Origin of the sequence: Palleronia sediminis, from assembly GCF_004358695.1 — a bacterium.
Classification (GTDB): Bacteria; Pseudomonadota; Alphaproteobacteria; order Rhodobacterales; family Rhodobacteraceae; genus Palleronia; species Palleronia sediminis.
Genome location: NZ_SNAA01000005.1, coordinates 77,070 through 101,180, shown reverse-complemented (window position 1 = coordinate 101,180; position 24,111 = coordinate 77,070). Strand labels below are relative to the sequence as shown.

The following is a 24,111-nucleotide window of genomic DNA, read 5'->3' as shown; positions in this document are numbered from 1 at the left end:
CCCCTCGCGACCCCGCTCGAAAGGCCCGCCCCATGCGCCTCAGCCGCTATTTCCTGCCCGTTCTCAAGGAAACCCCCGCCGATGCCCAGATCGCCAGCCATCGGCTGATGCTGCGCGCGGGGATGATCAAGCAATCGAGCGCGGGCATCTACTCGTGGCTGCCGCTGGGCTTCCGGGTGCTCAAGAACATCGAGCGGATCGTGCACGAGGAACAGCAGCGCGCCGGCCATATCCCGATGCTGATGCCGACGCTGCAACCGGCCGATCTCTGGCGCGAATCGGATCGCTACGACGCCTACGGCCCCGAGATGCTGCGCATCCGCGACCGCCACGGCCGCGACATGCTCTACGGCCCCACCAACGAAGAGATGATCACCGACATCTTCCGCGCCCATGTCGGCAGCTACCGCGAGCTTCCGCTGACGCTCTACCACATCCAGTGGAAGTTCCGCGACGAGGTCCGGCCGCGCTTCGGCGTCATGCGCGGGCGCGAGTTCTACATGAAGGACGGCTACAATTTCGACATCTCGCGCGAGGATGCGATGTATGCCTATGACCGCCACATGGTCAGCTACCTGCGCACCTACGAGCGGCTCGAGCTCAAGGCGATCCCGATGCGCGCCGATTCCGGGCCCATCGGCGGCGACGACACGCACGAGTTCCTCGTGCTCGCCGAGACCGGCGAATCCGAGGTGTTCTACGACGCGGCCATCGCCGATCTGAGTCTCGGTTCGCGCGATATCGACTATGACGACCGCGCGGCGCTGCGCGCGATCTGCGAGGAATGGACCGCGCCCTATGCCCGCACCGACGAGACCCACGACCCCGCGCTTTTCGAGGCCCTGCCCGAGGACCGGCGCCGCAGTTCGCGCGGGATCGAGGTCGGGCAGATCTTCTATTTCGGGACCAAGTATTCCGACGCGATGGGCGCCACCGTGCAGGGCCCCGACGGCAAGCCCGTGCCGGTCCACATGGGCAGCCACGGCATCGGTGTGAGCCGCCTCGCCGGCGCGCTGATCGAGGCCAGCCACGACGAAAAGGGCATCGTCTGGCCCGAGGGCGTGACGCCGTTCCATTGCGGCATCGTCAACCTGCGGCAGGGCGACACCGATTGCGACGCGGCCTGCGCCCAGATCGAGGCCGGGCTGATCGCGCGCGGGCTCGACCCGCTCTATCACGACCGCGACGAACGCGCCGGGGCCAAGTTCGCCACCATGGACCTGATCGGCCTGCCATGGCGCATCACCGCCGGGCCGCGCGGCGTGAAAGAGGGCAAGGTCGAGCTGACCTCGCGCCGCAGCGGCGAGTCCGAAGAAATGACCGTCGCGGCCGCCATCGACCGCGTGGCCGGGATCTACGGCGTCTGACCGCGCGCGCTCTCAACCCTTTCGCAAGGTTTTTACGGCATAAGGGCATGGCGCGCGCAACGTGAAGTACAGCGAGACTGGGGAAGGCCCGCCCGGCCTGGCAATCGGGCGTGTCGTCCGCGATGTCTCACCGGTGAGATGACCGGCCGGGGGTGACGCCCCGTCCCCGATGGCTCGCGCCCTTACCCGGCGGCGCCGCCGACCTCACGGACGATATAAAGGGGCCGCGCAGCATCGCTGCCCCCCCCGGTGATCCCGGCAAACCCGGCGCCCCATGGGCGTCCGGGGCCTTGCGCATGGCGCCCGCGCGACGGTCAGCCTTGCCCGGCCAGCGCCTCGACCAGCTCGGCCTTGGTCATGTCCGACCGGCCGTCGATCCCGCGCTCCTGCGCCATCTCGTAAAGCTCGCCTTTCGTGCGCTCCCGCAGGGCGGCGCTCGACCCCTCGGCGCGCCCGTTCGCGTCGGTCGCCGCGTCGATGGCGTCGTGCAGCTCGTCCTTGGTCATCCCCGACCGTCCCGAGATGTCGAGGTCGCGGGCGCGGTCCTCCAGCATCTCGCGGGTGGGGCCGTCCGACTTGATGCGCGCGACCTTGTCGGCCACGTCCTCGGGCTGATCGACATATTGCCCCGACCCGTCCTTCTTGCGCGCGGTCGTGCGGGCATATTCGTGCTCGGTCAGGACCATGCGCGCCTCTGCGGGCAGGTAACGCTCGCCGGTCTCGCCGCTTTGCCCGCCCGATTTCGTGCCCCAGTCCTCCTCGGTCCAGCCGTGCAGGTCGGTGTCGTCCTGGTCCGGCCCGTCATCGGCATAGCCGCCGCCGCGCGCCTTGTATTCCTGCACCGCCATCTGCGCCTTGCGCGCCGACCACTGGCCCGGATCACCGCCCTTGTCCGATTGCGTGATCTCGTCCTTGACCGTTTCCCACAGATCGGGGTCGGTCCGTTTCGCCTCTGTCATGCCGGTCCTCCGCTGTCGTTCGGCGCCCAACCGCCGTAGCGCGCGCCCGGTTCGCGCCCGCGACAAATCGCCGATCCCCGGAACGCGCGCGGGGCCTTCCGCGTTCCGCGCTGGACCCAAACCCCCCCCGGAGGACCCCCATGCGACCGACCGCCCTTGCCGTCACGACCCTCGCCGCCCTTTCCGTCAGCACCGCCGGGGCCGCGCCGTTCGACTGGGGCGAGCGCAACGTGCCCGAGTTCGAGCCGGCCTTCGACAACCAGACCCGCGCGCCCATCATCGAGGACGAGATCGCGCTCGAGACCGAGACCGTGGCGGGCGGGCTCGCGCATCCCTGGGGGATCGAGGTGCTGCCCGACGGCTCATATCTCGTGACCGAACGCCCCGGCCGGCTGCGTCACATCACCCGCGAGGGCGAGGTCTCGGACCCGATCGAGGGGCTGCCCGAGGTCGTCGCCCGCGATCAGGGCGGGCTGCTCGACGTCACGCTCGCCGACGATTTCGAGACGAGCGGCACGATTTTCCTGACCTATGCCAAACCGGTCGAGGGCGGCACGGCCACCGCCGCCGCGCGCGCCACGCTGTCGCAGGACCGCACCCGCCTGAGCGACGTGACCGACATCTTCGTGCAGTCGCCCCCGGCCGACAACGCCATGCATTTCGGCAGCCGCGTCGTGCTGGACGGCGACCATGCCTTTGTCACGACGGGCGAGCATTTCACCGAGACCTATCGCGACTATGCCCAGGATCTCGACAAGACCTATGGCAAGATCGTGCGCGTGACGCTGACGGGCGAGATCCCCGAGGACAATCCCTTCGTCGCGACCGAGGGCGCGGCCCCCGAGATCTGGTCGCTGGGCCACCGCAACATCCAGGGCGCCGCGCTCCACCCCGAAACGGGCGAGCTCTGGGGGCTGGAGCATGGCCCCGCCGGCGGAGACGAGCTGAACCGCATCGAGCCGGGCGCCAATTACGGCTGGCCCGTCGTCAGCTACGGCCGCCAGTACCAGGGCCCGCTGATCGGCAGCGGCGAACCCCGCGCCGAGGGCTTTGTCGAGCCGCGCTATTACTGGGATCCGGTGATCGCGCCGGGCGGCGTGCTGTTCTACGACGGCGAGATGTTCCCCGAATGGCAGGGCGACGTGCTCGCGGCCTCGCTGGTGGTGGGCGGCGTCGTGCGGCTGACGCTCGACGGCGATACCGTCACGGGCGAGGGCCGGTTCGCGCAGGACCTGGGCCGGGTGCGCGATGTCGAGATCGACCGCGATGGCGCGATCCTCGTGCTGACCGATTTCGACGACGGCGCGCTGGTGCGGCTGACGCGGTCGGACGCGCAATAGGCCGGGCGGGGCAGGGGGCCGGGCGCGGTTTTCGCGCTGGCCCTCGGGCGCGCGGGGTGGTGAAATACCCGCGATCGCCAGCAACGAGGTCTCCATGAACTGCGTATTCGTCCAGATCCGCTGCCGCCCCGGCACCGCCTACCGGGTGGCCGACGCCATCGTGCTGCGCGAGATCCACTCCGAGCTCTACTCGACCTCGGGCGCGTTCGACCTGCTGCTCAAGCTCTATATCCCCGAGGATCGCGATGTCGGCCTGTTCATCAATGACAACCTGCTCGATATCGACGGGATCGAGCGGACCGAGACGACGCTGACCTTCCGGGCCTTCTGATGGCGGATCTCTCCCATCGCCTCGCCGTCGCCCGCGGCGACATGCCCGCCGATCTGGTGCTGAAAGGCGCGCGCATCCTCGATGTCGTGACCGGCGGGATGCTGGCGGGCGACGTGGCGGTGGCGGATGGCATCATCGCCTCGGTCGGGCCGGCGCGCGACGGGCGCGAGATCCGCGACCTGCCGGGGCTGGTGCTGGTGCCGGGCTTCATCGACACGCATCTGCATATCGAAAGCTCGCTGGTCACGCCCGACGAATTTGCCCGGCTGGTCGGGCCGCTCGGCATCACGACCGCCATCTGGGACCCGCACGAGATCGCCAACGTGCTTGGCGTCGCGGGGCTGGAATGGGCGCTCGACGCCGCCCGTGCCGCGGCCATCGACATCCGCGTGATGCTCAGTTCCTGCGTGCCCTCGACCGACATGGAGACTTCGGGCGCGCGGATCGACGCGGCCGATCTCACCGCGCTCAGGGGGCATCCCGCCGCCCACGGGCTGGCCGAGGTGATGAACTATCCCGGCGTCATCGCGGGAGCGCCCGACATGGTCGAAAAGCTCACCGCCTTTGCCGACGGCCATATCGACGGCCACGCGCCGCTTTTGACGGGCGAGGGGCTCGACGCCTATGCCGCCGCGGGCATCCGCACCGAGCACGAGGCGACTTCGGCCGCCGAGGCGCGCGAGAAACTGGCCAAGGGCTTCCGCATCCTCATCCGCGAGGGGTCGGTGTCCAAGGATCTCGACGCCCTGATGGAGCTTATGGACGAGCGTCTCTCGCCCTATCTCTGCCTCTGCACCGACGACCGCAACCCGCTCGATATCGGCGAAGAGGGGCATCTCGACGCCATGATCCGCCGCGCCATCGCCGGCGGCGTCGCGCCCCATGTGGCCTATCGCATCGCGTCGCTCTCGGCGGCCGAGGCCTTCGGGCTGCGCGACCGCGGCCAGATCGCGCCCGGCCGGCGCGCCGATATCGTGGCGCTGGGCGATCTGGCGGCGTGCGATGCGCGCGCGGTCTGGTCCGCCGGGGTCGAACTGACGCCCGAACGGCTCGCCGCGCAGGTGCCGCCCGCGCCCATCGGGCGCGACTCGGTCCGGGCGCCCGCGATCCCGGCCGAGGGGTTCCGGCTGGCGGGCAACCGGGTGGCCACCCCCGTGATCGGGGTGCGGCCGGGCCGGATCCTGACCGATCACTTGACCGAGGACATCGCCCCGCAACAGGGCGACAAGCGCCCCGATCCGGGCCGCGACCTCGCCCGCATCACGGTGATCGAGCGGCACGGGATCAACGGCAACGTCGCCTCGGGCTTCGTGCGGGGCTTCGGGATCGCGCGCGGCGCCATCGCCTCGACCGTGTGCCACGACCACCACAATATCGCCTGCGTGGGGGTCGATTACGACGACATGGCGCTGGCCTGCGGGCGCCTGTCGCAGATCGAGGGCGGGTTCGTCGTGGCCGAGGGCGGCCGCATCCGGGCCGAGCTTGCGCTGCCCGTCGCCGGGCTGATGAGCCTCGCGCCCTTCGAAGAGGTGCGCGCCGCGCTGGAGCGCCTGCGCGACGCCGCCCGCGCGCTCGGCGTCGTGCTGCCCGAGCCGTTCCTGCAACTGGCCTTTCTCGCGCTGCCGGTCATTCCCGCGCTCAAGATCACCGATCGCGGGATGGTCGATGTCGAGCGGTTCGAGATCATCCCCTGAGGCCCGGCCCGCACATTCGCGTCACCTTGCCCGCCATCGCGCGCCGACCCCCTGCCCATTTCGCCGCCAAGGCCCTATCATGGCGCCCATGTCAGACAGTTCTGCCGCCACGACCCTCCTTCCGCCCGGCAGCCTGCCGCTGGACGAGCTGATCGCATGCCCGCAATGCGACGCGCTGTTTCACGCGCGGATGCCGGGGCGCGGCCAGAGGACAAGCTGCGCACGCTGCCACACCGTGCTGATCGCGCCGCGCACGAACGCCTATCTGCGGGTGATCGCGCTGGCGCTTACCATCGTGATCCTGATGGTGGCGGCGATGTTCTTTCCGTTTCTCGCGGTGAACGTGCAGGGCTTTACCAACAAGGCGTCGATCCTCGACACGGCGCTGGCCTTTCTCGACGGCGGGTTCATGGCGACGCTCGCGGTGCTTGTCGCGGCCTTCATCGTGCTGATACCGTTGCTGCGTGCGGCGCTGGTGATCTATGTCCTGGCGCCATTGGCCGCGGGGCGGCGGCCCCTGCCGGGGGCGCGCCACATGTTCCGCCTCTCCGAGGATCTGCGGCCATGGTCGATGGCCGAGATCTTCGTGATCGGCTGCGCGGTCGCGTTGGTAAAGGTGTCCGATCTTGCTCGGGTCGAATTCGGGGTCGCGTTCTGGATGTTCGCGGCGCTGGTGGTTGTCATCGTGTTCCAGGACGGGATCATGTGCAGGTGGACGATTTGGAAAGCACTGGACGACACGCGGAACCGGTGACGGCCCGCGGCGCGGGGCTCGTGGCCTGCACCCGCTGCACCCGCGTCTGGCCCATGGGCGAGACGCGCTGCGCGCGCTGCGGCTCGGAGCTTCATTCGCGCGACTGGCGATCGCTCCAGCGGGTCTGGGCGTGGATGATCGTCGGGATCGTCTGCTATATCCCGGCCAACATCTTTCCGATGCTCAAGACGCAGGTGCTGTTCACCCATACCGAAAGCACCATCATCGAGGGCGCGATCGAGCTGGCCCAGCACGGCAGCTATGGCATCGCCTTCGTCATCCTCTTTGCCTCGGTCGCGATCCCGGTGGGCAAGTTCGTGGCCATCGGGTTCCTCGCCTGGTCGGTGCGCCGCCCCGAGCGGCTGCATCCCCATCACCGCCACCGCCTCTACGAGGTGGTCGAGTTCATCGGCCGCTGGTCCATGATCGACGTCTTCGTGGTTGCGATCCTTGCCGCGCTGGTGCAACTCAACTTCGCGGCGTCGATCACGCCGGGGCCGGCCGCGATCACCTTTGCCCTGTCGGTCATCTTTACCATGCTCGCCGCGCAGAGCTTCGATCCCCGCATGATCTGGGACCATGATGGCCGGGGGCCCGACAATCACCTGACGAGCGAGACTCCATGAGCGACAATTCCGCCGGCGCAGGTGCCGCCGAGCCCGAGATCGAGACCGCGCGCCGGTCGCTGCTCAGCCGCGTGTCGATCGTGTGGCTGGTGCCCGTCGTGGCGCTGCTGATCTCGCTCGCCGTGGTCTGGCAGAGTTATGCCAATCGCGGCACGCTGATCCAGCTACGCTTTGCCGACGCCTCGGGGGTGCGCGCCGACGAGACGCAGCTGAGGTATCGCGACGTGGTGGTGGGCGTGGTCGAGACCGTCACCTTTACCGACGACCTCGAATCGGTGCTGATCGACGTGCTCGTGGACCAGAACATCGCCCCCTATATCGACGCCGACGCCAAGTTCTGGATCGTCTCGCCCGAGGTGTCGGCGCAGGGCGTCACCGGGCTCGATACCGTGCTGGGCGGTGTCTATATCCAGGGCGCCTGGGACAGCACCATCGCCGCGGACGACGCGCCCACGACCTTTGCCGGGCTCGCCCGCGCGCCGCTCAACGTCTATGCCGAAGAGGGCGTGACCTTTCAGCTGCGCGGCACCGACGCCACGGGGCTGAACGACAATGCGCCGATCCTCTATCGCGGGATCACCGTGGGCCGGGTGGGCAACCTGCGGCTGGCCGAGGACGGCGTGTCGGTCATCGCCGACGCCTTCGTGCGCGCGCCCGAAAGCCGGCTGGTCAATTCGGCCACGCGGTTCTGGGACACGTCGGGGTTCACCTTCCGCTTCGGCGCGCAGGGTGCCACGCTCGACGTCAACTCGCTGTCCTCGCTGGTGTCGGGGGGCGTCGCCTTCGAGACCAGCGTTTCGGGCGGCGCGGGCCTGGCGGAGAACCCGGTGTTCCGCCTCTATCCCGAAGCCGAGGCCGCGCGGGCCTCGGTCTTTGGCAATACCGGCGGCGAGCCGGTCAGCTTTACCGTGGTCTTCGACGATTCCGTGCCCGGCCTCGAGGTCGGCGCCAATGTCGAGTTCGGCGGCATCCGCGTCGGGCGGGTCGCCGCGCTGACCGGTATCCTCGACGAGACGCAGTTCGGCGACGGCGGCGTGCGGCTTCTGGTGACGCTCGAGCTTCAGCCGGGGCAGATGGGGCTGGAGCCCGATGCCGCGCCCGAGGATGTGCTCGATTTCCTGCAATTCGCCGTCGCCAACGGGCTGCGCGCGCAGTTGCAGAGCGCGAGCCTGCTGGGCGGGCTCCAGGTGTCGCTCGACCAGTTCGACGACGTGCCCCCCGCCGCGATCGAGGTCGAGGCCGAGCCCTATCCCCGCCTGCCCAGCATCCCCGCCGAGATCTCGGATTTCACCGATACCGCCGAGGGCGTGTTCCGCCGCGTCAACGCGCTGCCCATCGAGGAACTTCTCGACAACGCCAACCGCGTGATGGTGAACGTGAACCGCCTGCTGTCGAGCGAGGGCGTGATCGAGACCCCCGAAGAGGTGCTGGCGCTCCTGGGCGATATCCGCGCGCTGATCGCGTCCGACGCCATTCAGGGCCTGCCCGGGCAGGCCGCGGGCACGATGGGCGCGTTGCAATCCACCGCCGAAGAGCTTCAGGGCGTGGTGCGCCAGCTTTCCGAGGCCGATGCCGTCGCGGCGCTGGTCTCGGCGCTTGACGCCGCCGAAGAGGCCGCCAATGCCGTCTACGAGGCCGTCGACGAGATGCCCGAGACGCTGGCGACCGTCGATGCGGCCGTGGCCGAGATCGAGACCCTGATCGCCACGGTGAACCGCCTGCCGCTGGAATCGGTCGTGGCCGAGGTCGAGGGCAGCGTCGCCGCGCTGCGCGAATTGCTGGCCGCCCCCGCGACGCAGGGATTGACGGGCGACGTCTCCGACCTTCTGGGCGAGGTCGAGGGGCTCGTGGCCGAGATCCGCGCCGCGGGGCTGGTCGAGACCGCGACCGCCACGCTCGACGAGGCGCGCGCCGCCGTCACCGAGCTTTCCGCGCGGGTCGGGCCGCTGCTCGACGAGGCGCAGCGCGCGCTCGTCACCGCGCAGGCCACCATCGACGGCGTGCCCGAGGTGGTCGAGAATGTCGAACGCCTGACCGCCGATCTCGACACCTTCGTTCTGGGGCTGAACGACCTGCCGCTCGACGCGGTGATCGCCAATCTCAACTCGTTGCTGACCTCGATCGACGTGATCGCCTCGGCCGAGAGCACGCAGGCCGTGCCCGAGCGGGTGAACGCGCTTTTGTCCGAGGCGCGGGGGCTGGTCGCGCAGCTGGCCGAATCGGGGCTGATCGCGCAGGCCAACGACACGCTCATCGCCACGGAAACCGCGGTGAATGATATCGTGGCCGCGCTGCGCCCGGTGCTGGACGAGGCGCGGCGCGCCGCCGAAAGCCTCGCCGCCGCCGCCGACACCGCCCCCGAGATCGCCGAGCGCGCCAAGCGCGTCGCCGACCGGATCGAGCTTTTCGTCAACGATGCCGCCGACCTGCCGCTCGAGGAAATCGGTGCGCGGGCCAGCACCCTGTTGCAAAGCGCCGACGCGCTGATCTCGTCGGCCGAGACGCAGCGCCTGCCCGGCGCGCTGTCGGATGCGCTGGACGAGGCCAATCGCCTGCTCGTCCAGATCCAGGAGGGCGGCGTGGTCGAGAACGCCAGCGACGCGCTGGCATCGATCGGGGACGCGGCCGACCGTCTGCCCCTGCTGCTCGACGATGTGGGCGCGCTGCTGACGCGCACCGGCGACGTCGTCGGGGGCTACCAGTCCGACGGGCCGCTCGGCACGCAGGTCCGCTCGGCCCTGCGCGAGATCCGGCAGGCCGCATCCTCGGTGGACTCTCTCGCCCGCCAGATCGAACGTTCCCCCAACTCGCTGCTGTTTGGACGCTGACATGATGAAACCGCTCGCCGCCGCCATCCTCGCCCTGCCGCTGCTGGGGGCCTGCGGGGCGCCGGTCTTTCGCATCGATGCCCCGCCCGCGGTGGCGCGCGGCGACGCCGCGCGGGTGCCCGTCTCGGTGGGCAGCGTCGAGGTGCAGGACGTGTCCCTGCCGCTCTACGCGAACCAGGAGGTCATCTATTTCGAGACCCCCGAGGGCGCGCTGGCCAGCAACGACAACCTGCTCTGGGCCGACGATCCGACGCGGTCCTTTACCGAAGGGCTGGCGATGACGCTGGCCCAGATCACCCGTGCCCGCGCCGCGGCCGAGCCATGGCCGTTCTACGAACGGCCCGATGCGCGGCTCGACGTGCGATTCGCCCGTGCGCTCGCCCAGAATGACGGGACGTTCCGCATAACCGGTCAGTATTTCGTCGCCGCGACCGATATCGACGGGCGCGAGGCGGCGCGCAGCTTTGACCTGTCGGCGCCCTATGACGCGCTCACCACCGGCTCGATCGCGGCCGCCCGCGCCCGCGTGATCGAGGCGCTGGCCCGCCAGATCGCGGCCGACGGGCTCTAGCCGGGCAATTCGTCGCGGCGCGGCGGGTTGGCCCCCGCGCGCGACACCGTGACGGCCGCCGCCCGCGCGCCGAGGTCGAGCGCCGCCCCGATCGCGTCCGCGTCGAGCGCGGCGAGCCCCGCCCGCGTCAGCCGCCCTGCTTCGGACAGCGCGGCCAGCACACCCGCGTTGAACGTGTCGCCCGCGCCCACCGTGTCGACGACCACCGCGCGCCGGGCGGGCACGCGGATCTCGTGGCGGGCGGTCACGCCCACGGCCCCCTCGGCCCCGAGGGTGAGGCAGACCAGCCGCGGCCCCTCGTCCAGAAGCCCGCGCGCCAGTTCGACCGCGTCGCCCGGACCCCGGAGCCAGTGCAGATCCTCGTCCGAGATCTTGACCACGTCGGCCCGCGCGATCATCCGGCCGAGCCGGGCGCGATAGCCGGGTTCGTCCGTGACGAAGCCGGGCCGGATATTGGGGTCGATCATCACCGGCAGCCCGGCCGCCACCGCCGCCTGCTGCAACGCCTCGTAGGTGGCCGCGCAAGGCTCGACCACCAGCGAGATGCCGCCGAAGAACAGCGCCTCGATCCCGTCCAGCGGCGGCGTGTCCCCGGGGGCGATCATCCGCCCGGCGGTGTTCTCGTCGTAAAAGGCGTAGCGCGCCTGCCCTTCGGCGCTGAGCGTGACGAAGGCCAGCGTCGTCGGCCGGTCCGACAGCGCCGCGCGCGAGGTCACGCCGTCGCGGTCCAGCGCGCGCGTCAGCATCTGCCCGAAAAGGTCGCGCGACAGGCCCGAAAAGAACCCCGAGGCCGCGCCGAGCCGCGCCAATGCGATGGCCGTGTTGAACACCGCGCCGCCCGGCACGGGGGCGAAACAGGGCTCGCCCGTCCGCGCCTCGCGCGGGAGCATGTCGATCAGCGCCTCGCCGCAATTCAGGATCATCCGTTCCGCCCGCCTAGCCTGCCATCGCCCAGAGGTATCCCGCCAGCCCCGCGATGATAAGCCCCGCCACCACCGCGCCCGCGATCTTCCATGCCGAGAAGGGCCGTTCGCCCTGCACCCGGCCGGTCTGGCCGTTGACGACGAAGCGATAGGTCGTGCCGCGAAACCCGTAGGCCGCGATCCAGACCGGCAGAAGAACGTGCTTGAAGGTCACGTCGCGGGTGTCGGTCTTGATCGCGTGGATGCGCTGCCGGTCGCCCCCGATGTCGAACCGCACGTCATGCGCGATCTGCGCATCCATCTTTTCGCGCGCGGCGACAAAGCCCTCGGGCAGGTCGATGCCGTAGCTCTCGGCCGTGAAACCGGCGATGTAGTCGGGCGCATAGGGAACCAGCCCGCTCAGATCCCATGGCTCGAGCGCGTCGGTATGGGCGCGCGGCAGCGAGTCCGAGGCCAGCACCAGAACGTCGTCGAAATCGCGCGCGACGCGGCCCGCCGCCGGGGTCCAGCGGATCCGCTGCACCATGACGGTCTGTCGCTTGCCGTCGCGCATGACCGTGCGGCGTTCGTGATAGATCGTGCCGCGCTCGCCGCGATAGCTGCTTTGGGTGCGGGCGTCGAAGGTCCAGTAGGGGACATAGGTGCCGCGCATGCGCCGCCCCTTGCGGGCGTATTTCCGCAGCCCGTTCGGTGCGAACCACAGCCGCCCCAGCCAGTCCGACATGGCCTTGTGCGCCTCGGGCTCGGTCAGGGCGAAGGGGATGAGCGCGGCGGGGCGGTAGTGGCGATGCGTGCCGCTGTCGGCCACGACCGGCGTCGCGCAGAACGGGCATTCGGTGGCGTGGACCCCCTCGTCGAAGACGATATCGGCGCCGCAGGAGGGGCAATGCGAGATGCGCAGGTCCTCGGTCTCGGCGCGCGGCAGGTGGCGGCCGAGCGCCGCCTCGAAATCGAGCTCGCGAATCGCGGGCGGGGCCGGCCCCTCGCGATCCTCGGTATGGCCGCAATGGTCACAGGACAGCGCCCCCAGACGCGGGTCGAAGCGCATGTCGGCGCCGCAGGCGGGGCAGGGAAAGCGCGTGTCCTTCATGGCCGCGCGCGCCGGGGGCGCTGCCCCCGGACCCCCGGGATATTTCCGGAAGGGAAAATCATGGCGTCGTTCATCGAGGGGCGCGCGGGCGCGTTCAGCCCGCCGGGGGCGGTGGGGGCGGCGGCATCACGGTGAAAAGGCGCGCAAGCTCGGTCACGTCCTCGGCGCGCTGCCACCCGTCCTGGCCCGGCGTCCAGACGAGGCTGTCGCGGGTCAGGCCGCCTTCGCCGGCCATGCGGCCCATGCGCGCCGTCGAAAAGGGCCCCTCGGTCGCGCCGCCATGGGCGATGTGCCAGACCTTTTCGACCGGCGGCGGGGGCGGCGGGGGCGGGGCCGCGGCGGGTGTCGTGGCGGGGCGCGGCCCCCAGGGGCCGGCGAGGCCGCGCGCCATCTCGATCCCCAGCCCCGCGCCCAGCCCCGTGGCCATCGCGCCGCCGGCCGCGCCCTCGGTCGTCAGCGCCTCGGCGGCCTGGAACTGCGTGTAGCGGCCCAGATCGCCCACCACCCCCATCGAGGTGCGCCGGTCGAGCGCGGCCTCGACCGCCGCCGGGAGCGATATGTTCTCGATATAGAGCTCGGGGATGGTCAGCCCGTACTCGGCCACGGTCGCGCTGATCTCGGCGGCGACGAGCCGGCCGAGATCGCCCGTGTTCGCGGCCATGTCGAGCACCGGGATCCCCGAGGCCGCGATCGCCCGGCTGGCCTGCTGGACGATGATGTTGCGGATCTGGAAGGTGATCTCGTCGCTGGTGAACTCGCCGTCGGTGCCCACGATCTCGGACAGGAACCGCCCCGCATCCGTCACCTTGACGCTGTAGGTGCCGAAGGCGCGCACGCGGGTGGGGCCGAACTCGGGATCGCGCAGCATGACCGGGTTGCGCGTGCCCCATTTCAGATCGGTGAAGCGGGTGGTGGCGACGAAATAGACCTCGGACTTGAAAGGCGAGCGGAAGCCGTGATCCCAGTGCTGGAGCGAGGTCATCACCGGCATGTTGTTGGTTTCCAGCAGGTAGAGCCCCGGCGTGAACACGTCGGCAAGCTGCCCCTCGTGGGCGAAGACCGCCGCCTGCCCCTCGCGCACGGTCAGCTTGGCGCCGTACTTGATCTCGTGGCCCTCGCGCGGAAAGCGCCAGACCATCGTGTCGCGCGTGTCGTCGGTCCAGTGGATGACGTCGATGAACTGGCCCGAGAGGAAATCGAATATGGGCATGGCGGCCTCTTTTGCGGGGTCCTGGCGCCGTCTTAGCGCGGCGGGCGGCGGGGTGACAAACGCTTGTTGCGCGGGCCGCGCGCTCAGGCCTCGCCGCCCACGAGTTCGCGCGCGATGGCCCGCACGATGGGCGCGGCCTCGGCGACGGTCATGCCGGGGCGCAGCCGCGGATCGTAGAGCATCTTGAGCAGCAGCTCGTCATGGGTGGTCAGAAGCGCGAATTCCTCGTCGTCGTTGAAGATCGAGGGCCGCGCGGTGGGGCTGTCGTTGGAAAGCCCCATGCCCTGCGCGATTTCCTCGTGCAGGCAGGACAGGCGCAGCAGGTCGGGATGTTCGCTGCGCACGATGGCCACGGCGCGGCTGTAGGTGCCGGTGTTGCCGGGATCGACGGCGAAGACGACGCAATAGTTCGAACGCGCCATGTCGATCACCGAATCGAGCGCCACCCCCGACAGGCCCGGCGCCAGCGCGAGGAGTTCGGGGCCGAGCGCGCGGCGTTCGTCCTCGTTCACGACGAAGACGGTGAAATTGCCCTCGGACCCGCCCAGCGTCACCGGATGCCCGGTCGCCGCGGCGATCCGCGCCACGAGGCGGCGGGTCTGCGCCCGGTCGGCGGCCTGCACCGAGGCGGGAACCGAGGCGCCGAAGCGCAGGTCGATGCGCACCGGCGCGGCCCAGCGATGCAGGCGGCTTTCGGTCTGGCGCGCCACCAGGAGGCCGGTATTGGCGCTGTATTCCTCGTAGAGCGCCACCTTGATGAAGGTCTCGGCGAGATCCTCGGCGTCGAAGGGCGTGTCGGGCCCGCCGCCGTCGCGGCGCAACAGCCCCTGCGCCACGAGATCGCGTTCGACGCGCTGGTAATAGGCCGCCAGCGCCGCGCTTTCGGCCGAGGGGCCGGGCGCGGGGGGCGGCGCGGGTCGCAGGCTCGGCGGCTCGGCCGCCTGGGGCGGCGCAGGCGGCGCCTGCGGCGCGGGCGCGGGGGGCTCGGCGCAGGCGGCCATCGACAGCGCCAGCAGGGCGGCGCCGCAAGCCGTTCGTCCCGTCATCGGTCGGGCCGGCATCAGGCCCGCGGCGCGCCGGATGTGGCGGCCGCGGTGCCGCCCGCGCGCGCGGCGCCGAGCGTCTGGCGCAGCTCGGCCTCGAGCCGTTCGAGATCGGCCTCGGCGGCCAGGCGGGCCGCGCGCCCCTCGTCGGCGATCTGGAGCGATTCCTCGATCGTGGCGATCAGCTCGGCATTCGCGGTCTTGACCGCCTCGATATCGAAGACGCCGCGTTCCATCTCCTCGCGGATCTTGGCGTTGGATTCCCGCAGGTTGCGCGCGTTCGAGGTCAGAAGCTCGTTGGTCAGGTCGCCCGCTGCGGCCACGGCGTCGGCGGCATCCTCGCTGCGCTGGATCGTGACAGCCTGGGCCAGCTGGGTTTCCCAGAGCGGGACGGTGTTCACCAGCGTCGAGTTGATCTTCATCACGAGGCTCTTGTCGTTTTCCTGCACCAGCCGGATCGAGGGCAGGGACTGCATCGTGACCTGCCGCGTCAGCCGCAGATCGTGCACGCGCCGGTCGAGATCGTCGCGCGCCGCGCGCAGGTCGCGCAGTTGCTGGGCCACGAGGACGCCGTCCGCATCCTCGCCCTGCGAGGCCAGCTCGGCCTCCTTGGCGGGGATGTCCTCGGCGTCGAGGCGGCGCAGCTTTTCGCTGCCGGCGGCGATGTAGAGCGCGAGCTCGTCGTAGAAATCGAGCGTCTTTTCATAGAGCAGGTCGAGCGCCTTGATATCCTTGAGCAGGCGGTGCTCGTGTTCCAGAAGGCCCGCGGTGATGTCGTCGATCTGGGTCTGCACGTCCTCGTAGCGGGCGACGAACCGGGCCATCGGCGCGGCGCGGCCCATCAGCTTTTCCCACCAGGACCGCTTGCGGCCGATATCGAGTTCCTGGGCCGAAAAGCCGCGGATCGCCGTCACCATCTCGCGCAGGCTGTCGCCCGCGGGGCCGGTTTCCTTGTTGCGCACGTCGCTCAGCATGGCCTGGCTGATCTTTTGCAGCTCGGTCTGGGCATTGGCGCCGAAGCCGATGATCGAGCCGGAATCGCCCATGTCGAGCTCGGCCAGACGCTTTTCGATGGCGGCCCTGGTGTCGCCGGTCGCGGCGTGGAACTCGGTCAGCTCGGGCGCGGGCTCGGGCAGGGTCGAGGTGGCGAGACGCGCGACCTCGGGGCTGTCGCGCTCGGCGGTGGCGGCGGTGGCGGTCTTGGGCGCGGCGCCCGGCGTGTCGGTCATGGATCAGTCCCCCGTGGTGGTCCGCCGGCCATCGGCCAGCACGCCCTCGCGCGCGAGCCGGTCGCGCAGAACGTCGATCTCGATATCCATGTCGGCCCGGTCGTCCAGCAACAGCGTTTCGGTGCGTTGCGCGAATCCATGGCCCAGATCGTCGATGAATGCGAGATAATCCTCACGGGCCTGCGGCGCGGGCGCGCGGGCGGCGAGCCGCGCGTAAGCCTCGGTCGCGTCGCGCGCGCCCAGCAGGTAGACCCCCAGCCAGCGGCGCGAGGCGGGCAATTCGCGCGGATCGGCCTCGACCTGGCGAAAGAGCCGCCGCGCGGTGGCGGCGAAACCCTCGACGCGGCGCGCGACCTCGGGATCGCCGAGGGCCGCGGCGCTGGCGCGCATGGCGGCCAGGTGCGCCTCGCCGCCATCGACGGCGCGCAGGACGCGGTCGGTCTGGTAGTCGTCGGCGCCGCCCGCGCGCTTGTCGCGCAGCGGGTCGAGCCCGAAGGCCCCGAGATGCAGCGCCACGCCCAGCACCGCGAAGATCGCGGCCGCCACCGGGTCGGGCAGCCCCGCCAGCGCCAGCCCCGCCCCCGTCAGCGCCGCACCCAGCATCTTGCGGGGCAAAGCGGGGCGGCGGGCGGCGGCGCGGGCCTCGAACGCCTCTTGCGCGCGAAGGCCTTCGCGCGTCATCCACGCGGCGAGCATCAGCACGAAGAAGGCGGCGAGATCGGCCAGAAGCCCCGCGGGCGGCTGGAAGAAGGCCGTGACCAGCAGCGGCACCGGCGCCACGAAAAGCGCGTTGACCCGCGCCCCGATGCGCGAGCGCCGCTTGCCGTCCCAGGGCGAGGGCGCGGGCGTCCCCTCGGGCGGGGTGGGGCTGTGCGCGCCGCCATAGCGCCGTGCCATCAGCCGGCCCCCCAGATCGCGGCATAGAGGATCAGCGCGGTGAGGCAGACGAAGGAAACGCGTTGCATGGGCGAAGCTCCGGCACGGCAGGGGTCGAGGGCGCGGCCCAGCGGCCGGGCGACCCGGCCGAGCGCCTCGAGCGCGCGCAACAGCAGCGTCAGGGCCAGCATCAGCAGGGCGGCGGCGGCGATCAGTCTCCACATGGGGCGCGCGGGTCCGTCAGGGTCGTTGCCCGATATAGGCACCGCGACGGCGCGCCGCCACCCCGCGCGCGCCCTTCAGCCGCGGCGCGGCCCGCGCGAGCGGCGGGGTTTGGCGCGCGCCTCGCCCTCGCCCTCGGGGCCGGGCAGGCCGAGCTGATCGCGCACGACGCGGGACTTGACCTCCTCGACGGCGCCGGGCTTGAGATCGTTCAGCCGGAACGGCCCGTAGGAGATGCGGATCAGCCGGTTCACCGGCAGCCCGATCGACTCGAAGGCGCGGCGGATCTCGCGGTTGCGCCCCTCGCGGATGCCGGCGGTGAGCCACACGTTGCCGCCCTGCTGGCGGTCGATCGAGACCTCCATCGGCTGGAACCGCTCGCCCTCGATGGTGACGCCGCGCCGAAGCGGCGCGAGATCGGCATCCGAGGGCGTGCCGCGAGCACGGACGCGATACTTGCGCAGCCAGCCGGTCGAGGGCAGCTCGAGCCGGCGCTTGACCGCGCCGTCATTGGTCAGCAGCAGCAACCCTTCGGAGGTGAGGTCGAGCCGCCCGATGGACATCACCCGCGGCAGATCGGCCGGCAGCGCGTCGAAGACCGTGGGCCGGCCCTTTTCGTCGCGCGCCGTCGTCACCAGCCCCGCGGGTTTGTGATAGAGCCATATCCGCGGCCCCTCGGGCGCGACGAGCGGGGTGTCGTCGACCTCGACCCGGTCGGCGGCGGTGACGTTCAGCGCCGGGCTGTCGATGCGCTTGCCGTTCACGGTGACGCGCCCCTCGGCGATCAGGCGCTCGGCGTCGCGGCGCGAGGCGCGGCCCGCGCGGGCGATCACCTTGGCGATGCGGTCGCCCTGCGGGCGCGGGGGGGATGTGTCGGGGCTTGTCATGGGGCCGGGGATAGGGCCAGTGACGCCCCATGCAAAGCCCCTTCGTCAGCCATATGGATCGCGCCCTGGCCGAGGCGCGCGCCGCCGCCGCCCGCGGCGAGGTGCCCGTGGGCGCGGTGGTGGTCGCGCCGGACGGGCGCGTGCTGGGCGCGGCGGGCAACGAGACGCGCGCGCTGTGCGACCCCTCGGCCCATGCCGAGGTGCAGGCCATCCGCGCCGCCTGCGCCGCCACGGGGGCCGAGAGGCTGCCGGGCTGCGCGATGTGGGTCACGCTCGAGCCCTGCGCGGCCTGCGCGGGCGTCATCACCGCGGCGCGGATCGCGCGGCTGGTCTTTGGCGCCGAGGATCCCAAGTCGGGCGGCGTCATCCACGGTGCGCGGGTCTTTTCGCACCCCCAGTCCCATCACCGCCCCGAAATCCTCGGCGGCATCGCCGAAGAGGATTGCGCGGCGCTGTTGCGCGCGTTCTTTGCCGGGCGCCGGCAGGGGCTTCGCCCCCGCCGCCCGTGACCGGGCGGCTCCCCCAGGGTATTTGGCAAGAGAAGAGATCAGGGCCGGCGCGAAACAGGGCTGTCGGGCGCCTCGAAGATCGGGGCGAAGGTCGTGCGCAGCGCCGCGTCGAGATCGCCCATCGTCACCGGCAGCCCCAGATCGACAAGGCTCGTCACGCCGTGCTCGGTGATGCCGCAGGGCACGATGCCGTCGAAATGCGACAGGTCCGGCTCGACATTGATCGACAGCCCGTGAAGCGACACCCATTGCCGCAGCCGCACCCCGATGGCCGCGATCTTGTCCTCGGCGGGCGCGCCCGTGGCGGGCAGGCGCGGGCGGTCGGGGCGGACCACCCAGACGCCGACGCGGCCCGGCCGGATCTCGCCCGCGACGTTGAAGCGGTCGAGCGTGGCGATCACCCAAGCCTCCATCGCGCGGACGAAGGCGCGCACGTCGCGGCCCCGCGCGGCGAGGTCGAGCATGACATAGGCCACGCGCTGGCCCGGCCCGTGATAGGTGTATTGCCCGCCGCGCCTTGTGTGGTGGACCTCGAACCGGTCGGGATCGCGCAGATCCTCGGGGCGGGCCGAGCTTCCGGCGGTATAGAGGGGCGGGTGTTCGAGCAGCCACACGAGTTCCTCCGCACGGCCGGCGCGAATCGCCGTGGCGCGGTCCTCCATGAGGGAAAGCGCCTGCGCGTAGGGCACGGGCGCGTCGCTGATCATCCATTCGACCATGGCCGCGGAATAGGCGGTTCGGAGGGCGGGAAAAAGGGGGGTGAAAAACCGCTTCACATCGTGCGGGCGTTTCGCTACATCGCCCCCACCCGAGCCGAGGGGCCACGTGCGGTTGTGGCGGAATGGTAGACGCGCAGCGTTGAGGTCGCTGTGGGGTAACACCCGTGGAGGTTCAAGTCCTCTCAACCGCACCACCCCCCGGCCGGGTCATCCCCCCCTGCGACGGTGGCGCTATCGGCCCGGCCGAGGCGCCGCGCCCGGTTTGCGGGCGGATTTCCCGAAAATCGCGGCCATCCGGCGCGATCGACCCGGAACGCCCCGCCGCACCGGAGGCGCGCGACCTTCGGCTTGCATTATGGCGGGACGTTGTGTTTGCTGGTCGTCAACGCCGCGGCAAACAGCGGCAGCAAAACGGGGAATGCCCTTGCTGGATACGCAAGCAGACGACGCGTTCGTGCAGTTCGAACGCGTTCAGAAAAGCTATGACGGCGAAACGCTTGTCGTGAAGGATCTGAACCTCACCCTGCCCAAGGGTGAATTCCTGACGATGCTGGGGCCTTCGGGGTCGGGCAAGACGACCTGCCTGATGATGCTGGCCGGGTTCGAGAGCGCCACCCATGGCGAGATCCGCCTCAAGGGGCAGCCCATCAACAACATTCCCCCGCACAAGCGCGGCATCGGGATGGTGTTCCAGAACTACGCCCTGTTCCCGCATATGAGCGTGGCCGAGAACCTGAGCTTTCCGCTCGAGGTGCGCAAGATGGGCAAGTCCGAGCGCGAGGAGAAGATCCGCCGCGCGCTCGACATGGTGCAGATGGGCGATTTCGGCGGCCGCCGTCCCGCGCAGCTTTCCGGCGGGCAGCAGCAGCGTATCGCGCTGGCCCGCGCGCTGGTCTTCGAGCCCGAGCTGGTGCTGATGGACGAGCCGCTGGGCGCGCTGGACAAGCAGCTTCGCGAGACGCTGCAATTCGAGATCACGCGGCTGGCGCATGATCTCGGGATCACGGTCGTCTATGTCACCCACGACCAGACCGAGGCGCTGACCATGTCAGACCGGGTCGCGGTGTTCGACGACGGGCGCATCCAGCAGCTCGCGCCGCCCGACGAGCTTTACGAGGCGCCGCAGAACAGTTTCGTGGCCCAGTTCATCGGCGAGAACAACACGCTCGACGGGACGGTGAGCCAGCTTTCGGGCGACAAGTGCATCGTCCAGCTCGATTCGGGCGAGGAGATCGACGCGCTGCCGGTCAACGTCTCGAACGTGGGCGATCGCACGCTGGTCTCGATCCGGCCCGAGCGGGTCGAGATCGACCCCGATCTCGGTCCCGATTCGCACACGCTGGACGCCGAGGTGCTCGAGTTCATCTACATGGGCGACGTGTTCCGCACCCGCCTGCGCGTGGCCGGGCGCGACGATTTCATCGTCAAGACCCGCAATCGCGCCGACCAGGTCCGGCTCAGCCCCGGCCAGAAGGTCAAGCTGGGCTGGCTGCCGCAGGATTGCCGCGCGCTCGATCCCTGATCGGGGCGTGGCCGCAACCTTCGTTACTTGCCCGAAGACGAAGGACAAACTCCGCAACGGGCCGAACAACATGGAGAATGACGTGAAACTGAAGACACTCATGATGAGTTCCGCGGCACTTGCCGTCGCCACCACCGGCGCCTTTGCCCAGGACGGCCAGACCCCGAACAGCCCCGTCGCGGGCGAGCCCATGGCCGACGAGATCACCATCGTCTCCTGGGGCGGCGCCTATCAGGACAGCCAGCTCAAGGCCTATGTCGAGCCCTACCAGGAAATGCACCCCGAGGTGACGATCGTCTGGGACGAATCGTCGAGCGAGGCGGTCGCCAAGCTGCGCGCCATGGACGAGGCCGGCAACCTGTCGTGGGACCTGGTCGACGTGACCGCGGCCGACGCCATGCGGCTCTGCGACGAGGGCCTCGCGATGGAGGTCGATATCAACGAGATCGCGGCCCCCGCGCCCGACGGCACCTCGGCCGAAGAGGATTTCGGCGAGGACATGCTGGTGAGCGACTGCTTCATCCCGCAGATCGCCTATTCCTATACTTTCGGCTATCGCACCGATGTCGACGAATGGAACGGCAACGCGCCCACCGAGATCTGCGACGTGTTCGACACCGAGACCTTCCCCGGCCAGCGTTCGCTGGAAAAGCGGCCGCATAACAACATGGAATGGGCGCTGATCTGCGACGGCGTGGCGTTCGAGGACGTCTATGACGTGCTCGAGACCGAAGAGGGGCAGCAGCGCGCCTTCGACAAGCTCGACACGATCAAGGACCAGACCGTGTGGTGGACCTCGGGCGCGGATACGCCGCAGCTCCTCGCCGATGGCGAGGTCGTGTTCGGCTCGACCTATAACGGGCGTCTCTTCAGCCTGATCGCCGAGCAGGATCAGCCGGTCGAGATGATGTGGGACGCGCAGTCCTATGACCTCGACGGCTGGATCATCCCCGAGGGGCTCGAGGAGGAGGCGCTGAACCGCGTCAAGGATTTCCTGTGGTTCGCGACCGATACCCAGCGTCTGGCCGACCAGGCGAAATACATCAGCTACGGCCCGGCGCGCGACAGCTCGGCCCCGCTGGTGGGCCAGCATGCCGAGCTCGGCATCGACATGGCGCCGCACATGCCGACCAACCCGGCCAATGCCACCAACGCCTTCGTTCAGAACTACGAATGGTGGGCCGATTACCGCGACGACCTGGACGCCAAGTTCCAGTCCTGGCTGACGCAGTAAGCCACACGCGCGGGGGCGGGCGTTCCGCTTGCCCCCGTGCATCCCCGAACCCGCAGGACCAGACGGGACCGAACCCATGCCAAAGGGCTATATCATCGGCCATATCGAGGTGACCGACCCCGAGGGCTACCCCGAATACGTCGCGCGCGACACGCCGGTGTTGCAGGGCCACGGGGGGCGGTTCGTCGTGCGGGGCGGACGATACGAGAACCGCGAGGGTGACGCGGCGGCGATGGCCAAGACCCGCCATGTCGTGATCGAGTTCGACAGCTTCGAGGCCGCCAAGGCCGCCTTCGACGACCCCGCCTACCAGGAGGTCGCCGAAATCCGGCGCCGCTGCGCCCGGTCGACCATGGTCCTGGTCGAAGGCACCGAATGACGGGGCACCGCGCGAGGCGGGCCGCCCCGATCCGGTCGCACCCGGCGGCCGACACGAAAGCGGGCCGCGCCCGCGGAAAAGAGACGAGATCATGACCGACAGCGCGACCGGCCCGGACCAGTTCACGGGCGCCACGCCCGACAATGCGCTACGCGATGCCGACCGCGCCGCGGGGCCGGTGCTGGCCGCCGACGGGCGCCCGCTCAAGCAGTCGCTGAGCCGCGCGCTCAGGGCGCAGAAGCTGCGGGCGCTGGGGCTGATCTCGCCGCTTTTGCTGTTCATCCTCATCACCTTCATCCTGCCCATCGCGGACATGCTGTTCCGCTCGGTCGAGAACCAGATCGTGAGCGAGACCCTGCCGCGCACCGTTCTCGCGCTCGAGGATTGGGAGGGGGAGGGCACCCCCGACGAGGTCGTGTTCCGCGCGCTCGCCGCCGATCTGGTCATCGCGGCCGAGCAAAAGCTGCACACGCGGCTGGGATCGCGGCTGAACTACGAGACCACGGGCCTGTCGTCGCTGTTCCGCAAGACCGGCCGCGACGTGGACGAGATCGGCGAGGTCTATCTCGACCAGTTCGAGGCGCTGGACCCCGCCTGGGAAGAGCCGGGCACATGGGTCGCGCTGATGGCGGCGCCGGACTGGATCGAGGCGCAGGCCGACTGGGCCGCGCAGGCCGAGGCCGACCGCGATTTCGACAGCCCCGAGCCGCGGTTCCGGCTCGACCCCGCCGCGGGCGAGGCGTTCCCGGTGGCCGCGCCGCTCTACCAGCGGTTCGCCGAGGTGATCCAGGTCGAGAACGAGGACTCGCCCACCGAGGAAGAGCCGTGGCCCATCGTCTACCAGGCGCTCTACGAGGACCTGATAGCCGGCCATGGCGAGGGTGTCGCGGGCGAGGCCGGCCGGCTCATCGCCGCCGCGCGCGACGCGGTGCCGGGGTTCGAGACCGCGAGCGCGCGGGAGGGGTTCCTCGAGATCGACGAGGATTGGGGCAATCCCGAGGTCTGGGGCACGATCCAGTCCTTCTCCGACCCCTACACGGCGGGATATTTCCTGTCCTCCATCGACCTGCAACTGACCCCCAACGGCGTCGAGAAACAGCCCGAGGACCAGCAGATCTACATCCTGCTGTTCCAGCGCACGCTGTTCATGTCGCTCGTCATCATGGGGAGCTGCGTGCTGCTCGGTTATCCGATCGCGTTCCTGCTGTCGAACCTGCCGCTGCGCACCTCGAACCTGCTGCTGATCCTCGTGCTGCTGCCTTTCTGGACATCGCTTCTGGTGCGCACCAGCGCGTGGAAGGTGCTGCTCCAGCAACAGGGCGTCATCAACGACGTGCTCGTGTGGATCGGGCTCGTGGCCGACAACAACCGGCTCGAACTCATCAACAACCAGACCGGCACGATCATCGCGATGACGCATATCCTGCTGCCCTTCATGATCCTGCCGCTCTACTCGGTGATGAAGACGATCCCGCCCTATTACGTCCGCGCGGCCAAGAGCCTCGGCGCGACGCCCTTCACCGCGTTCTGGCGGGTCTATTTCCCGCAATCGGTGCCGGGGATCGGGGCGGGCTGCATCCTCGTCTTCATCCTGTCCATCGGCTATTACATCACCCCCGAACTGGTGGGCGGCACGACCGGCACGTTCATCTCGAACCGGATCGCCTATCATATCTCGCAATCGCTGAACTGGGGGCTGGCCGCGGCGCTGGGCTCCATCCTGCTCGCGGTCGTGCTGGTGCTCTACTACATCTACGACAAGATCGTCGGCATCGATAACGTGAGCCTGGGATAAGGA

Annotated in this window: 23 protein-coding genes and 1 tRNA gene; 14 read left to right on the top strand and 10 right to left on the bottom strand. The window is 70.0% G+C overall.

What is annotated here, in order from left to right:
- Positions 1–32: 32 nt before the first annotated feature.
- Positions 33–1,367 (top strand): proline--tRNA ligase, encoded by a 1,335-nt coding sequence (gene proS / locus E2L08_RS06435; protein WP_133396246.1) that lies wholly within the window; start codon positions 33–35, stop codon positions 1,365–1,367.
- A 314-nt stretch (positions 1,368–1,681) separates the two neighbouring features.
- Here proS and E2L08_RS06430 read toward each other — a convergent pair whose 3' ends face one another.
- Entirely contained in the window at positions 1,682–2,326 is a 645-nt protein-coding gene (locus E2L08_RS06430; protein WP_133396245.1) for a Rho termination factor N-terminal domain-containing protein, read from the bottom strand.
- Between the two features lie 140 nt (positions 2,327–2,466).
- Here E2L08_RS06430 and E2L08_RS06425 point away from each other — a divergent pair, with 140 nt between their 5' ends.
- The 7 genes from E2L08_RS06425 (at position 2,467) to E2L08_RS06395 (ending at position 10,470) form a co-directional block, all read left to right on the top strand.
- Positions 2,467–3,666 carry a PQQ-dependent sugar dehydrogenase gene (locus tag E2L08_RS06425; RefSeq protein WP_133396244.1) on the top strand — a complete coding sequence of 400 codons (1,200 nt, stop codon included), beginning with the start codon at positions 2,467–2,469 and terminating at the stop codon, positions 3,664–3,666.
- 94 nt (positions 3,667–3,760) lie between these two features.
- Positions 3,761–3,997, top strand: a complete 237-nt coding sequence (locus tag E2L08_RS06420; RefSeq protein ID WP_133396243.1) for an Lrp/AsnC ligand binding domain-containing protein — start codon at positions 3,761–3,763, stop codon at positions 3,995–3,997.
- Complete coding sequence (ade, locus tag E2L08_RS06415; RefSeq protein ID WP_133396242.1) at positions 3,997–5,691, top strand: adenine deaminase; 1,695 nt, start codon at positions 3,997–3,999, stop codon at positions 5,689–5,691. The genes E2L08_RS06420 and ade overlap by 1 nt, the downstream gene beginning before the upstream one ends.
- 88 nt (positions 5,692–5,779) lie before the next feature.
- Positions 5,780–6,445: a paraquat-inducible protein A gene (locus E2L08_RS17235; protein ID WP_240758135.1), complete on the top strand. Its 666-nt coding sequence runs from the start codon at positions 5,780–5,782 to the stop codon at positions 6,443–6,445.
- Between the two features lie 53 nt (positions 6,446–6,498).
- A complete protein-coding gene (locus E2L08_RS06405; RefSeq protein ID WP_240758143.1) occupies positions 6,499–7,071 on the top strand; it encodes a paraquat-inducible protein A in 573 nt (190 codons plus the stop codon).
- Positions 7,068–9,899 (top strand): MlaD family protein, encoded by a 2,832-nt coding sequence (locus E2L08_RS06400; RefSeq protein WP_133396239.1) that lies wholly within the window; start codon positions 7,068–7,070, stop codon positions 9,897–9,899. The genes E2L08_RS06405 and E2L08_RS06400 overlap by 4 nt, the downstream gene beginning before the upstream one ends.
- 1 nt (position 9,900) lies before the next feature.
- Positions 9,901–10,470, top strand: coding sequence for a PqiC family protein (locus tag E2L08_RS06395; protein WP_133396238.1), 570 nt, complete (start codon positions 9,901–9,903; stop codon positions 10,468–10,470).
- Here the strand turns inward: E2L08_RS06395 and E2L08_RS06390 are convergent.
- The 8 genes from E2L08_RS06390 to E2L08_RS06355 all read right to left on the bottom strand — a co-directional run bounded on the left by E2L08_RS06390 (position 10,467) and on the right by E2L08_RS06355 (position 17,950).
- A complete protein-coding gene (locus E2L08_RS06390; protein ID WP_133396237.1) occupies positions 10,467–11,393 on the bottom strand; it encodes a carbohydrate kinase family protein in 927 nt (308 codons plus the stop codon). The genes E2L08_RS06395 and E2L08_RS06390 overlap by 4 nt on opposite strands.
- A 13-nt stretch (positions 11,394–11,406) precedes the next feature.
- The gene (locus E2L08_RS06385) at positions 11,407–12,483 is read right to left on the bottom strand and encodes a TFIIB-type zinc ribbon-containing protein (RefSeq protein ID WP_133396236.1); all 1,077 of its coding nucleotides are present in this window, start codon (positions 12,481–12,483) and stop codon (positions 11,407–11,409) included.
- A 94-nt stretch (positions 12,484–12,577) separates the two neighbouring features.
- Complete coding sequence (locus tag E2L08_RS06380) at positions 12,578–13,693, bottom strand: SPFH domain-containing protein (RefSeq protein ID WP_133396235.1); 1,116 nt, start codon at positions 13,691–13,693, stop codon at positions 12,578–12,580.
- Between the two features lie 83 nt (positions 13,694–13,776).
- Positions 13,777–14,739, bottom strand: coding sequence for a DUF2927 domain-containing protein (locus E2L08_RS06375; protein ID WP_133396234.1), 963 nt, complete (start codon positions 14,737–14,739; stop codon positions 13,777–13,779).
- A 14-nt stretch (positions 14,740–14,753) separates the two neighbouring features.
- Positions 14,754–15,965, bottom strand: coding sequence for a toxic anion resistance protein (locus E2L08_RS06370; RefSeq protein WP_133396233.1), 1,212 nt, complete (start codon positions 15,963–15,965; stop codon positions 14,754–14,756).
- Positions 15,966–15,968: 3 nt separating this feature from the next.
- Positions 15,969–16,862, bottom strand: a complete 894-nt coding sequence (locus E2L08_RS06365) for a 5-bromo-4-chloroindolyl phosphate hydrolysis family protein (protein WP_133396232.1) — start codon at positions 16,860–16,862, stop codon at positions 15,969–15,971.
- A complete protein-coding gene (locus E2L08_RS06360) occupies positions 16,862–17,065 on the bottom strand; it encodes a hypothetical protein (RefSeq protein ID WP_133396231.1) in 204 nt (67 codons plus the stop codon). Before E2L08_RS06360 ends, E2L08_RS06365 begins: the two co-directional genes overlap by 1 nt.
- 75 nt (positions 17,066–17,140) lie before the next feature.
- A complete protein-coding gene (locus E2L08_RS06355) occupies positions 17,141–17,950 on the bottom strand; it encodes a pseudouridine synthase (RefSeq protein WP_133396230.1) in 810 nt (269 codons plus the stop codon).
- Between the two features lie 29 nt (positions 17,951–17,979).
- Between E2L08_RS06355 and E2L08_RS06350 the strand changes: the two genes are divergently transcribed.
- Positions 17,980–18,459 carry a nucleoside deaminase gene (locus E2L08_RS06350; RefSeq protein ID WP_240758134.1) on the top strand — a complete coding sequence of 160 codons (480 nt, stop codon included), beginning with the start codon at positions 17,980–17,982 and terminating at the stop codon, positions 18,457–18,459.
- A 38-nt stretch (positions 18,460–18,497) separates the two neighbouring features.
- On the opposite strand, the gene lipB is transcribed toward E2L08_RS06350, so the two are convergent.
- Positions 18,498–19,235, bottom strand: coding sequence for a lipoyl(octanoyl) transferase LipB (gene lipB, locus E2L08_RS06345; protein ID WP_276321522.1), 738 nt, complete (start codon positions 19,233–19,235; stop codon positions 18,498–18,500).
- Between the two features lie 51 nt (positions 19,236–19,286).
- On the opposite strand from lipB, the gene E2L08_RS06340 reads away from it, so the two are divergent.
- The 5 genes from E2L08_RS06340 to E2L08_RS17230 all read left to right on the top strand — a co-directional run bounded on the left by E2L08_RS06340 (position 19,287) and on the right by E2L08_RS17230 (position 24,108).
- Positions 19,287–19,372, top strand: a tRNA-Leu gene (locus tag E2L08_RS06340).
- A gap of 230 nt (positions 19,373–19,602) precedes the next feature.
- Positions 19,603–20,700: an ABC transporter ATP-binding protein gene (locus tag E2L08_RS06335; protein WP_370450651.1), complete on the top strand. Its 1,098-nt coding sequence runs from the start codon at positions 19,603–19,605 to the stop codon at positions 20,698–20,700.
- Between the two features lie 82 nt (positions 20,701–20,782).
- Positions 20,783–21,934: an extracellular solute-binding protein gene (locus E2L08_RS06330; protein ID WP_133396227.1), complete on the top strand. Its 1,152-nt coding sequence runs from the start codon at positions 20,783–20,785 to the stop codon at positions 21,932–21,934.
- 76 nt (positions 21,935–22,010) lie between these two features.
- On the top strand, positions 22,011–22,313 hold the full coding sequence (locus E2L08_RS06325) for a DUF1330 domain-containing protein (protein WP_133396226.1): 303 nt from the start codon (positions 22,011–22,013) through the stop codon (positions 22,311–22,313).
- Between the two features lie 91 nt (positions 22,314–22,404).
- Positions 22,405–24,108 carry an ABC transporter permease gene (locus E2L08_RS17230; RefSeq protein ID WP_133396225.1) on the top strand — a complete coding sequence of 568 codons (1,704 nt, stop codon included), beginning with the start codon at positions 22,405–22,407 and terminating at the stop codon, positions 24,106–24,108.
- Positions 24,109–24,111: the final 3 nt, after the last annotated feature.